Below are 12,377 nucleotides of genomic sequence, written 5' to 3' on the forward strand. Positions count from 1 at the left end.
TCCATTTATTAGAACGATCAGTCTTGCCTAAAGTGATCTACTTTCGGGAAGTGCTGGCTTTTCCTATATATAATAAGGTATATTAATATTAGAATTCAGGTTAGACGCAAGGTGCGGAGGAGGAGAAATGTTTGGAATTTAAAGGAGCTATGGGCGGGCTTTACCGGCTGACAGAATGGATCACAAGACTGGCCGCAAGCAATCTCTTGTGGGCGATCTGTTCTTCACCTTTCTTGTTTTTCATGATTATGAAGCTGCTCGTCATGCAACAGAATCTCGCGAACGAATCATTACAAATGAACTGGGCTATAGCCATTGTGGCACCGCTTACACTGTTTCCGGCGACCTCGGCTTTGTTCACGGTTGTTCGTAAATGGAATATGGGAGATACGGATGTGCCGATCTTCCGTACATTCTTTACAGGTTACAAGGAAAACTACAAACAAAGTTTAATTGGTGGCATTTTTTACACACTGCTGTTCGCAATCATGTATCTGGACTATACGGTTTATATGACCCAGTTCCGTAATATGCAACTGGTTGGCATAATTATGCTCGTGTTGTTGCTGCTATTGTTTGTATCACTGTTTAACTTCTTTTCTATGGTTGTACATTACCATATGTCGATCGGCCTTATTATTAAAAATGCAGTCCTGTTAACGCTGATTCGACCTTTCCGTGTGTTCTCCACATTACTGGGAAGCGGGTTGTTGTTCTATTTCGGATTGCGTTATCCGGTGCTGTTTATCTTTTTCATCATGAGCATCGTGGCTTGGTTTGCGTTCTTTAACTTCTATGCAACCTACAACAAAATGCAGGAGCAGATGCAAAAGATTCAATTGCAAAAAGAGGAAGAAGAGGCAGCTGCTTTGGCTGAAAAATCAGGAGAACAGGATGAAGCACAGAGTTCTGAATCTGCTGAAAATAAAGAGTTTACACAGCAAAAATAAAACATGTCTGTATGGCATTTACTTTTTACACAGTTAGGGATATAATAGGTGTACATCCTGCGATGTACGTTTCGGTTATTCGTTGTTTTGAACCAATGATGATGTCTTCGGGAGATTAATACAAAGTGTTGCTGAAAAGCCCTGTCTATACGACATGGGGACTTCAAATGCATTTTTGCAGTCACCCACCTGCCAAGCAGGTTCATAAGACAATGTAGCCGGACGGCATAGGCGGGTTTCTAATTTCACCATGTACAGCACCCTGACTTTTCCTTTTTACGAGGAAGCCGGGGTGTTTTTATGTTGATTTTTGGGTGGATCTGATGAATGATTTAATTCGGATTATTGTTGATACTAGTATTTTTGTTAAATATGATGCTTACCCTTTTGTTACTACTTGAACAATGTTACACTAGAATACATAATGGAACGGTTACACTCAAAGGAGGAAGGGTCTTGACCTTAAAGAGAACGCTCGTCGGTATCATCCGAAGTATGGAGGGGACCAGCGATCGAGCCAAGGATCCCAAATTAAAAACACGCTATTACAATTTATCCAAAGAAAAAGCCTGGGAAGAAGTATCTTCGACACTAAAAAAAATTCCGGGTTATAAAGTACTGCATGAGGTGCACTCTGTAGGCGAGATTATACTGGAAAAACGCACGACGTTTGGGCGTACAATGGATATTACGGTTTCCATTATTTCGGTGAGTCCTGTACGAAGTGCAGTGGATATGTACTCTGCTTCCCGCGGTTCATTGGGAGATCTCGGTTCCAACTATCGTACGATTATGCACTTGTTCTCCGTACTTGATAAAAAGCTCAGCAAGTATAAGGCGAATGAGTGAAATAAATGATGAAATAATAAAAAGCGAGAGAAGGATGACCTTCCTCGCTTTTATTCTGCAATTACGAAAGTTGTTTTACAGCAAAGCTTTTACTGCAGCAATGGCTTGCTCGAAGTTAGGGGAGTCTGTCATTTCAGGCAAGTACTCCACATATGTAATTTTGTCTTCGGCATCCAAGACAAAAATAGAGCGCATATCCAGTTGGAATTCTTTGATCAGAACGCCATAGTTTTGGCCGAAAGAGCGTGTTTTGTAGTCGGAAAGGGTAACCACGCGGTCAACACCGGCCGCACCGCACCAACGCTCCTGTGCGAATGGAAGGTCTACGCTGACGGTCAGAACAACAACGTTCTCGCCGAGTTCAGCTGCCTCAACATTGAAGCGGCGAGTCTGAGCATCACATACGCCAGTATCCAGAGAAGGAACAACGCTGATTAATTTAATCTTGCCTGCGAAGTCTTTCAGAGATGCATCTTCAATCAAGTTTTTGCTCACAGTGAAGTCAGGTGCTTGATCGCCCACTTTCAATTCAGGTCCGATCAATGTGATAGGGTTGCCTTTAAATGTGGCTGCGCCTTTACGTTCTTGTGTCATAAATAATGTTCCTCCTTATAAATTGGTGATCCGTGCCAAAATCCATTATAATCTTTTATGAAAGACATTGTCCAATCTGGACGTGTATCATTGTGATGGATTCAAGAGAAGGTCTGATTTTAACAGGGTGGAGTGAAAGTAAAAATCTATGATATTTATCCGTTATGAAAATTGGAAAGATTACTTGAAGTATTTCCCTTTGACGTCGATTCTTTTAATTGCGAATGTTGTTATGTTTATCGTGTTAACGTTTAATGGTGGTTCCACCAACAATATGGTATTGCTCAAGTTTGGGGCGCTGACGAATTATGAATTGTTTGCCCAGGATTGGTGGCGTTATGTGACTTCCATGTTTTTGCATGCAGGGTTCGGTCACCTCTTGTTTAACAGTTTTGCGTTAATTGTATTTGCTCCGCCAATGGAACGCTTGCTTGGATCGTTGAGATACGGTGTCTTGTATCTTGGGGGAGGAGTAGTAGGTAATATTCTTGCTGTTGCCTGGTATAATTCGATCGACAAAATTACGATTTCGGTAGGCGCGTCTGGTGCGATCTATGCTGTCTACGGGGCATTTCTCTACGTGGCATTGTTCCAGCGTAACATTATGGATGAAACCTCGCGCAAAACGATGTATACACTGTTGTTGTTCGGGATTATTTTCTCCTTTGCAGTGTCTAATATCAATTGGATGGCGCATTTAGGTGGTTTGCTCGGTGGATTCTTTATTTATGGTTTGATTATTCGTTTATGGAAACCTCGGATTTTTAGGAAATAGGTAGAACGTTCTCGAGATGGAATGTGCGGTGAACGATATAGTAGGGTATAACAGATTGGAGCGATCAGGCAAGTGGAATTAAGACAGTTGCATTATTTTCTGAAAGTTGCTCAAAAGGAACATGTTACACAGGCGGCGGAAGAGTTGCACGTGGCACAGTCAGCGGTCAGCAGGCAGATTCATCAGCTTGAAGAGGAGCTTGGTGTGGATCTTTTTATGCAAAAAGGACGGAATTTGCAGTTAACTGCGGTAGGACAGCTTTTTTGCAAACGGGTTGAAGGTATTTTGAAGGATCTCGACAAAGCTGTAGGTGAAGTACATGAATTTCTTGACCCGGAGCACGGGGAAATTCGGATCGGCTTTCCGCACAGTCTAGGAATTCATCTCATACCTTCTGTAGTGGCGGCTTTTCGTCAGAAGTATCCGAATGTAAAATTCAGATTCAAGCAAGGGATGTACCCGACATTGATTCGGGATGTATTGTCGGCAGAAGTGGATCTTGCATTTATTTCACCATTTCCAGAAAAACATGATCAGGTTGCTGGTGATATTGTGCTTACTGAGGAATTGCATGCGATCTTGCCGCCGAATCATCCGCTTGCGGGAGAAGAGACCATTGCACTCGAACAGCTGAAGGATGAGAAGTTTGTGTTGTTCAGCAAAGGTTACTCCCTGCGGCCTATTGTATGGCATGCCTGCCTGGAAGCTGGATTTACACCGAAAATTGCCTTTGAAGGCGAGGAGACGGATACGATTCGTGGTTTGGTAGCGGCAGGTATGGGAGTAAGTCTGTTGCCAGAAATGGCTTTATTCCAGACGAATCCCTTGCAACCTGCTCATGTGGCGATCTCTCAGCCGAAAGTAACCCGAACGATTGGATTGATTCACCGTGCAGATGATAAGTTGCCACTCGTTGCTCAGTCTTTCCGCTCATTTTTGCTTCATTATTTTGGTTTACAACAAAACAATACCCCATCCGAATAACGGTGGGGTATTGTTTTTATTTATTTAACTTGTTCATTGAGTATTCGCAGCAATTAGTCCCGGCTATTAAAGATTCCGATGTAACGAATCAGTTCAAGTAAAGAGATCAATGCAGCGGCAACGTAAGTCAAAGCTGCGGCATTCAATACTTTGGCTACGCCTTTTTCTTCTTCATTACGGATATATCCTTCAGATACCATTATCTCACGTGCTCGATTGCTGGCATTGAATTCGACCGGTAATGTAATCAACTGAAATGCAACAGTGACAGAGAAGAAGATAATGCCGATTCCGACCAGGTTCATCGCGTTAAAGAGGAAACCTGCAATCAACAGGAATGGTGCGAGCCCAGAGGCAAAGTTCACAATCGGAAAAATCCGGTGACGCAATGCAAGCATAGGGTAACTTTCCTTGTGTTGAATGGCATGACCGACTTCGTGACATGCAACGGATAATGCCGAGATGGACTTTTCGTAGTACACAGGTTCTGACAAACGTACAACCCGATTGATCGGATCATAGTGGTCAGAGAGTGAGCCACGAACCGGTTCAATCGGCACATCGTGCAGGCCGTTAGCATCGAGCATATGACGGGCTGCATCATAACCGGTCATTCCGTTCTGGTTTGGTACTTCGGACCAACGTCTAAAGGTGCCCTTAACGCGAAATTGCGCCCATAACGAGAGCAAAAAGGCGATGATAATCAATACGAACATACCGTTATTAAAACTCATATCCATTCCTCCGCTTTCATAATAAGCTACATCATGGTGTTTTCAAGCAAGATTTTTAATGCCTCCATTGTACCCGCGCTTTTGGTGAGTAGTCCTGCCATCATCTTACGTGCTTGTACAGGTTTCATCTCTCCAAGCAATGGTTTGAGTTCATTGACCTCTCGCTCAAGTTGCTGAACATGAAGTTCAAGTGTTGTCAGTTTGCTGGCTACTTGTTCTTCAGTACTAACCAGACGCCACTTTTCAAGAGATTGTTTAATCTCTTCGAGACTATACTTCTCTTGTTTCATCTGTACAATACGTTCAAGTCTGGTTAAGGTTTCATGACTATAAAGACGATAATTTTTTTGGGTTCGTTCTTCAGGAGCGATTAACCCGAGCTTTGTGTAATAGTCAATTGTCCGTTCGCTTACACCAGCCGTTTTGGCAAGTTCGCCAATTCGAAAAAGTTTCATATCCCCAATGATATTCACCTCGCTTGCAAGTTCAAATGTAGGGAAATGTAGTTTCCACAAGCGCCTCAATGTACACGCTCAATTTTTCTTTCTAATAAGTATGATACATGATCATGAACCGTACAGTCAAACGTTATGCTTTGAAGATAGCTTGCTTTATTCCTATATCTATGTACTCAAAGTGTATGGATATGTACTTAAGTGCAAGAAAAAGACGTAAGACTTTATTCCCATAAAATATTTTTGGAAATGATAAAAATACTCTTGTCAACTTTCCTTACTTCTGCTTATAATGACATTAAGAGTTTCACGATATGTAAAGAAACATAACACAAGAGGGAGTGGGGCAAATGAGAAAGAAATGGTTGGTTTCAATGTTAGCAATGCTTACTTTACTGGCTTTTCCGGTAAGTGCATTCGCTGCTGCGGAGGGTCCAAGTACTATTGAGCTTCAAAGCGGTCTGAACTCGGCATTTACGTTTCTGGCTGTAGTGCTGGTATTCTTTATGCAAGGGGGATTTGCACTCCTCGAAGCGGGTTCGACACGAATGAAAAATGCAGGACACATTGCGGGTAAGACGATCCTGACATTGGGCATTTCAGTTATTGCGTTCTGGGGCCTAGGTTTTGGCCTCGGGTTTGGTAACGGTAACGGATTCTTCGGAACAACCGGTTTCTTCATGAGTGGAGACAACATGGCAGCTTCCTTTGAATCACTCGCTTTCTCTGATGTTCCACTAACGATTAAATTTGTTTTCCACCTTGCATTTGCTGCTGTCTCCCTGGCTATTGCCTGCGGTGGTATGGCAGAACGTGCAAAGATGAGCGTATATATCGTGTTTGGTACACTGTATACCATTATTATGTATCCGGTCGTTGCTCACTGGGTATGGGGCGGTGGCTGGCTCGCAGAGCTGGGTATGCAAGACTTCGCGGGTTCAACAGTAGTTCACTTAACGGGTGCGACAGCAGCGTTGGTAGCTACCATCTTGCTGAAACCTCGTATCGGTAAATATAACAAAGACGGCAAACCTAACATCATTCCAGGTCACAACCAAGTGTATTCCGTACTCGGGGTCATCATCCTCTGGATCGGTTGGTTCGGTTTCAACCCAGGTAGTACGTTGTCAGCGATGGGTGAAGGATTCTTCGGTTACGTGGCACTCACTACAAACGTGGCTGCTGCTGCGGGTGGTGTTGCCGCACTGTTGATCTCCTGGGCAGTTCTCGGAAAATCAGATATTCCTAGCATGTTGAACGGGGTGCTTGCTGCACTCGTAGCGATTACTGGTGCTTGTGCGTTCGTAGAACCTTGGGCTGCACTAGTCATTGGTGCAATCGCAGGTATCATTACATTCTTCACGGCTCAATATTTCGATCGCAAAGGTATTGATGATCCGATCTATGCGTTCTCTGTACACGGTATTGCTGGTATGTGGGGTGCCATCTCCACCGGTTTGTTCGCAACACCTGAGCTTGCTGAGAAAGTAGGCGTAGGTCAAGCGGGTCTGTTCTATGGCGGTGGATTCCACCAACTGGGTGTTCAATTGTTAGGTCTTGCTGGCGCATTTGCCTTCGTACTCGTGATGTCCTTCATTATTCTCGGCGGTATGAAAGCTGTAATGGGTATTCGTGTCACGGAAGAAGAAGAGACAATGGGGCTTGATCTTAGTGAACACGGGACATATGGATATCCTGAGCAAATGAAACATGCAGAATCCAAATCAGGTGGTACATTCAGCTCCTGAGGTAAATCAAGATTGAAATTGCTTCAAGGAGGCTGGATATGATGGAACCTATCTCAATAACAAACCTTTCCTGGTCTTATCGAGGGATCGATGGTGCAACTTCTGCACATGAACTGCGCCAGGCACGTGTTATTTTGCAGAGAGAACTCCAGAAATCAATGTCCGTTTCCTTGTCGCTGGTCGAATGGTACGAGATGGTAAATGAACTGCATGACCGCATTGCACGGAAAGCATTAGAGTTATGCATTCAGGGGATGGTAGAGGAGGGCTTCGGCCAGCCTCCCGTCCCCTATGCCTTTATCGTATTTGGAAGCTCCGGCAGGGAAGAAGCGACATTATGGAGTGATCAGGATAATGGCATGATTATCAGTGATGCTCCGCATGCAACTAAAGAAGAGTATTTCAAGGAACTGGGAAACCGTATTGCGGATTTATTGGAAGAGCTGGGTTATGCCAAATGCGAGGGCAAGGTGATGTGCTCGGAATCACTTTGGCGAAAAACACTGGCGGATTGGCAAAAGCAATTATTCGAATGGAGTTCCGACTTAAACTGGGAACCGGTGCGTAACCTAATCATCGCTTCTGATATGCGTTTTATTGCAGGGGAATCTAATTTGGCAGAGGCTTGGCTTACGAGCTTTTATGAACAGTTTCGCCGGGTTCCAGAGCTCTCTGATGCGGTATTACGTAATACGGTAAAACATAAGGCGACATTAAATATACTGGGTCGTGTCGTTACAGAGCGATTTGGTGAACATGCGGGCGGCTTTGATGTCAAATATGGCGTTTATATCCCGCTGGTCAACAGTGCAAGATTTTTGGCTTTGCAGCATGGGATCCAGGAATCATCAACATTAAAACGTATGGAGAGGCTGACTTCGCTTGAGGCCATTCCTTTTCAGTTAACGGACACATGCCAGCGTGCATTTACGTCTGCTTTGAAGCTACGTCGAAACACGCCGGTTGTTATACGTGAGGATTTACAGCAGAGCAGTGGTTTTCTGGATGAGAAACAGATGAAGCAGAAGCAAATTCATTATGAACTGAGGGAGACACTGGGATTGGTCAAGCGAGTGCATCGTGCTTTGCAAAGACAGTTGCGTTTTGCAGAAAGGAGACGTCCATGAGAGAGCCGGCAAGGGGCAGTACAGGGTTTTGGAATTCGCTGCGTCAGGGAGGGGTTCCTTCCGCCATCGCTTCCATTATGGGAGCCCCTACGGCGCAACATATGGCGTTTATCCGTTCTATGATGAGGGAGCAACGTAGACCTGAAGTGTTGCATACGCCTCTGGGCGAACTGGATGCTGTTGTATTTGATCTGGAAACAACAGGTTTTTCCCCCCAGCATGGAGATGAAATTTTGTCCTTTGGTGCAGTGCGTCTTCGAGGTGGCGTTGTGTTGGAAGAGGAACAGTTCTATACGCTGGTCCAGTCAAAAACGGCAGTGCCGAAGCATATTACCGAACTCACCGGGATTACGCAACAGATGACAGAGAAGGCGCCTACACTGCTTCAAGGATTGCATGATTTCATGTCCTTTGTGGGTGGGAACGTACTGGTAGCTCACGCGAGTGCGCATGACCGGGCTTTTCTCAATGCAGCGTTGTGGCGAACCTCCAAAGTTAGGTTGACTCATCGTTTAATTGATACGATGATGCTCGCCCGCTGGCTTGAACCTTCTAGACCCGGATATGGGCTTGATGAACTGCTTGAATCTAGAGGCATTCCAATCTATGGACGGCACCATGCGCTTGAAGATGCTAAAATGACGGCGCAGTTATGGTCTTGTTATCTTGAGGATATGCAACGCAAAAATATAGAGACCTTGGGTGACCTTTACACCCAATTAAGTCATGCGTAACGTTAATGGTATTAAGCTGTAGGGGTATAGTTGAAACGAAGCCTCACCACGTGGCCGTGCTTCATTCGATATAATTTGATAAGCGTTCAGGAGCATAGATGATCTGGAGTTCTCTGAAGCTGAAACCGAAAGATCGGGTGCACCAATCAGATATGTGTGCATCATTCCCGCGAAGTTCGGGAGGGCTTGCAGGTCCTCTTGCGAAGGAATCGGCAATGAACACGGATGGGTGTGGAAAATGCCAACGATCGTAACATCAGAGAAAAAACATTGAATCCATTCCGATTGATCCAGCGAGAAGTGATGCAGCGGGTCAGGCGCTACGTTACGAATGGGCTGAAACCGACTGATTCGTATGCCGCCCGCTGCGGATTCACCCAGCACAACCCCGCAGGCTTCTTGCGGCAGCGAAAGATGCATGTGCCTGGACATTTCTCGTTCCACCGAGCGAGGAAGGGTTAAGGTATTTTGCCGCCCGTGAAGTGCTGCCATTTGTATTCACCCCTCTCTCTTTTGGCTCCTGCTTAATGCAGGAGTCCTTTTTTATTTTATTTTGTTCGGTGCCGATTGTAAAATTTTAAGGGAAAAGGGTACAATATGAGAAAGGATTGATGTAATTCCATTGGATACACATTGAATGAACAAGAGGGTGGCGAGTGATGAAACGTAACATATACATACTGCTCGGAGCTGTCCTGCTTATTGGTATAGCTCTTGCTCAGAATACGGATAGTGGTATTGCCGCAGTTTTTAAACAGGAACAGCCTATGCCAACGGAGACGGGGCCGAAGGCAGGGTTGCTGGCACCGCCATTTTCGCTGACTGGACTCGATGGCAAGACGTATAGCGTAGGCGGAGCGAAAGAGAAAGCAACCTTTGTCAGTTTCTGGGCGTCATGGTGTGACCCTTGTAAACAAGAAGCACCTGAACTGAACCATCTGGCTGAAAAATACCAAGATAAGCTGGATCTTTACGGTGTAAATGTTACTTCATACGATAAATTGAAGGATGCCAAAGCGTTTGTGGACGAGTACAAGTTGACATTCCCGATTCCGCTTGATGAAAAGGGAACCGTCTATGCTCAGTATAATGGCGTTGCATTTCCAACGAACGTTCTTATTGACTCCCGGGGAGTAATCCAAGAGATCGTTCTTGGCATCCTGCCGGAAAAAGAACTGGAGAAAAAAATTAAAAAGCTGATCGCAAACTAAAAGAAAAGATTTTTTGCTTATCGTTTTGCATTGAAAAAGCTTCCGCCACCATCGTTAATGGTGACAGAAGCTTTGTTTATTTTCCGGGAAATAAGAAGCAGGATCATGTGTAGTGTTTGATTTAGACTTCTAGTGATTGATCAGACCTGGGGTTGGCATCGAAAAGGATTCCGGCTCATCCAAGATATTTTCCTGGAGTAGAGCATACCGGAAGCTGTGTACGAGCGCTTCCCAGCTGGCTTCAATGACGTTCTCGGATACACCGACCGTGTTCCAAGTATTCTCGGTATTTTTGGATTCGATCAATACACGAACCTTTGCGGCGGTAGCATCCTTTTCATCCAGTACACGAACTTTGTAGTCCGACAGGTGCATATGAGCAAGAGAAGGGAAGTACTGCACAAGAGCTTTCCGAAGTGCATTATCCAGTGCATTGACCGGGCCATTTCCTTCTGCTGCGGTATACAAACTTGTTCCGGCAACATTCAGTTTGACAAAAGCTTCGGATACCACGGATTTGCCTGCCGTTTTCTCCACAAGCATTTTGAATGATTCAAAGGTGAAAAGTTCTTTCATATCTCCGTTCGCTTCACGAATCAACAATTCCAGCGATGCATCGGCGCCTTCGAATTGATAACCTTGATGCTCCAGATCTTTGATTTTTTCAATGATTTGACGGGAGTTCGGGCTGCTTGGATCAAATTCCAATCCCATTTCTTGTGCTTTGGACACAATGTTGCTCTGTCCAGCCAGTTCGGAGACAAGCACACGTTGCTTGTTGCCGACAAGTTCAGGCACGATATGCTCATAAGTCCGGGAATCCCGCAAGATGGCAGATACATGGATCCCACCTTTATGAGCAAATGCGGCATTACCCACATAAGGCTGGTTGATTGGCATATTCACATTCGCAATCTCACTGATATAACGAGCAACATTCGTGAGTTGTTTCATGGAATCGTCAGAGACACATTCGTAACCCAGTTTGAGCTGCAAGTTCGGGATAATGGAAGCGAGGTTAGCGTTACCGCAGCGCTCTCCATAACCGTTCATTGTGCCTTGAACCTGTCGGGCTCCTGCTTGTACAGCACTAAGCGTGTTTGCAACCGCTAGCTCACAATCATTATGGGTGTGGATACCAAGATGTGCTTGCGGCAACATCCGATGCAGGGTGGATACGATCTCGTGAACTTCGTGAGGCATCGTTCCTCCATTAGTATCACACATGACGAGCCAGTCCGCCCCGGCTTCGTGGGCTTTGGTCATGACAGCTTGTGCATATTCTGGATTGTTTTTAAATCCATCAAAGAAATGCTCGGCATCAAAGATCACTTCCATGCCATTTTGTTTCAAATACGCGATGGAATCATAGATCATGGACAGATTTTCTTCAAGCGTAGTCTGCAAGGCGGTATGCACATGGAAGTCCCATGATTTTCCGACCAGGGTTGCGGCCTGTGCCCCGGATTCAATCATACGTTTCAGATTTGCGTCTTCGCTGGCGATGCTACCTTTGCGGCGAGTGCTTCCAAATGCAACAACTTTGGCGTTCAGCTTCAATTCCTTGACTCTTTTGAAAAACTCAATGTCTTTGGTATTGCTACCGGGAATTCCGCCTTCAATATAGTGAGCACCCAGGTCATCCAGCTTTTTGGCAATTTTGAGTTTGTCATCTGCTGATAAGCTGACACCCTCTCCTTGTGTGCCGTCGCGTAATGTTGTATCGAAGATGGAAATGGCCTTTGACATGAAGATCCTCCTTAAGGTAAAGCGCTTTTTTATAAGTTTTGATGGTATGGTTGAAAAAAGGTAAGAACGTTAATGGATAAATCCTTCGATGTAGCAACGCTACACTGTGTTAAACTGGTTAGATGGATTTGTCCCAAACTCGTGAATTTGTATAATTAATTATTATAGCATCATTATAGCCAAATGCTACATAGAATTCGCAGGTTGACGTAAACAATTTTGATTTAATTGTGAAAAAGGGTCCGGGGTATCAAAAGGCGACCTATGTTATAATTTTAACAACGAAAGGTAGGGAGTAATAGTGACCATACTATGGGAGAATGTAGTTGTTACAGTAGTACTTTTGATTGTGATTGGTCTGGTTGTGAGGGCCGTGTTCAAGAAACAAAAATAGACCTGGATGAAAATAAAGCGAACTCCCGGCCGGGAGGAGAGAAAGGGTGGGGGGCGTGAAGTCTTCAGACAAC

The 12,377-nt window shown here is 44.8% G+C and carries 13 protein-coding genes and 1 other RNA gene; 9 read left to right on the forward strand and 5 right to left on the reverse strand.

Features of this window, described 5'->3' with window-relative positions:
* Positions 1 to 131: 131 nt before the first annotated feature.
* The 3 genes from MKY23_RS09965 (at position 132) to MKY23_RS09975 (ending at position 1,799) form a co-directional block, all read left to right on the forward strand.
* Entirely contained in the window at positions 132 to 950 is an 819-nt protein-coding gene (locus MKY23_RS09965; RefSeq protein ID WP_154960063.1) for a DUF624 domain-containing protein, read from the forward strand.
* Between the two features lie 51 nt (positions 951 to 1,001).
* Positions 1,002 to 1,192, forward strand: a non-coding RNA gene (gene ssrS / locus MKY23_RS09970) — 6S RNA.
* A 214-nt stretch (positions 1,193 to 1,406) separates the two neighbouring features.
* Positions 1,407 to 1,799, forward strand: coding sequence for a DUF1499 domain-containing protein (locus MKY23_RS09975; RefSeq protein WP_090924730.1), 393 nt, complete (start codon positions 1,407 to 1,409; stop codon positions 1,797 to 1,799).
* 75 nt (positions 1,800 to 1,874) lie between these two features.
* Here the strand turns inward: MKY23_RS09975 and tpx are convergent, their stop codons facing one another.
* Positions 1,875 to 2,393: a thiol peroxidase gene (tpx, locus tag MKY23_RS09980; protein ID WP_253495664.1), complete on the reverse strand. Its 519-nt coding sequence runs from the start codon at positions 2,391 to 2,393 to the stop codon at positions 1,875 to 1,877.
* A gap of 148 nt (positions 2,394 to 2,541) precedes the next feature.
* On the opposite strand from tpx, the gene MKY23_RS09985 reads away from it, so the two are divergent.
* Together MKY23_RS09985 and MKY23_RS09990 are read left to right on the forward strand one after the other, a co-directional pair.
* Entirely contained in the window at positions 2,542 to 3,168 is a 627-nt protein-coding gene (locus MKY23_RS09985) for a rhomboid family intramembrane serine protease (protein WP_090924732.1), read from the forward strand.
* A gap of 72 nt (positions 3,169 to 3,240) precedes the next feature.
* A complete protein-coding gene (locus MKY23_RS09990) occupies positions 3,241 to 4,152 on the forward strand; it encodes a LysR family transcriptional regulator (protein ID WP_090924733.1) in 912 nt (303 codons plus the stop codon).
* Between the two features lie 53 nt (positions 4,153 to 4,205).
* Here the strand turns inward: MKY23_RS09990 and MKY23_RS09995 are convergent, their stop codons facing one another.
* Positions 4,206 to 4,886: a zinc metallopeptidase gene (locus MKY23_RS09995; RefSeq protein ID WP_090924734.1), complete on the reverse strand. Its 681-nt coding sequence runs from the start codon at positions 4,884 to 4,886 to the stop codon at positions 4,206 to 4,208.
* Positions 4,887 to 4,912: 26 nt separating this feature from the next.
* Complete coding sequence (locus MKY23_RS10000; protein WP_090924759.1) at positions 4,913 to 5,341, reverse strand: MerR family transcriptional regulator; 429 nt, start codon at positions 5,339 to 5,341, stop codon at positions 4,913 to 4,915.
* 350 nt (positions 5,342 to 5,691) lie between these two features.
* Between MKY23_RS10000 and MKY23_RS10005 the strand changes: the two genes are divergently transcribed.
* The 3 genes from MKY23_RS10005 to MKY23_RS10015 are packed head-to-tail and all read left to right on the forward strand — an operon-like array spanning position 5,692 to position 8,950.
* Positions 5,692 to 7,089 carry an ammonium transporter gene (locus MKY23_RS10005; RefSeq protein ID WP_154886570.1) on the forward strand — a complete coding sequence of 466 codons (1,398 nt, stop codon included), beginning with the start codon at positions 5,692 to 5,694 and terminating at the stop codon, positions 7,087 to 7,089.
* Positions 7,090 to 7,127: 38 nt separating this feature from the next.
* Positions 7,128 to 8,216, forward strand: a complete 1,089-nt coding sequence (locus MKY23_RS10010) for a DUF294 nucleotidyltransferase-like domain-containing protein (RefSeq protein ID WP_339837629.1) — start codon at positions 7,128 to 7,130, stop codon at positions 8,214 to 8,216.
* Complete coding sequence (locus tag MKY23_RS10015; RefSeq protein WP_154960065.1) at positions 8,213 to 8,950, forward strand: exonuclease domain-containing protein; 738 nt, start codon at positions 8,213 to 8,215, stop codon at positions 8,948 to 8,950. The genes MKY23_RS10010 and MKY23_RS10015 overlap by 4 nt, the downstream gene beginning before the upstream one ends.
* On the opposite strand, the gene MKY23_RS10020 is transcribed toward MKY23_RS10015, so the two are convergent.
* Positions 8,936 to 9,442, reverse strand: a complete 507-nt coding sequence (locus MKY23_RS10020) for a Mov34/MPN/PAD-1 family protein (RefSeq protein ID WP_339837632.1) — start codon at positions 9,440 to 9,442, stop codon at positions 8,936 to 8,938. The genes MKY23_RS10015 and MKY23_RS10020 overlap by 15 nt on opposite strands.
* 167 nt (positions 9,443 to 9,609) lie before the next feature.
* On the opposite strand from MKY23_RS10020, the gene MKY23_RS10025 reads away from it, so the two are divergent.
* On the forward strand, positions 9,610 to 10,161 hold the full coding sequence (locus tag MKY23_RS10025; RefSeq protein ID WP_090924739.1) for a TlpA disulfide reductase family protein: 552 nt from the start codon (positions 9,610 to 9,612) through the stop codon (positions 10,159 to 10,161).
* Positions 10,162 to 10,290: 129 nt separating this feature from the next.
* On the opposite strand, the gene cimA is transcribed toward MKY23_RS10025, so the two are convergent.
* Positions 10,291 to 11,910, reverse strand: coding sequence for a citramalate synthase (gene cimA, locus MKY23_RS10030; protein ID WP_339837636.1), 1,620 nt, complete (start codon positions 11,908 to 11,910; stop codon positions 10,291 to 10,293).
* Between the last annotated feature and the right edge of the window lie 467 nt (positions 11,911 to 12,377).

Origin of the sequence: Paenibacillus sp. FSL R7-0272, assembly GCF_037969905.1 — a bacterium.
In the GTDB taxonomy this organism is placed as follows: domain Bacteria; phylum Bacillota; class Bacilli; order Paenibacillales; family Paenibacillaceae; genus Paenibacillus; species Paenibacillus polysaccharolyticus.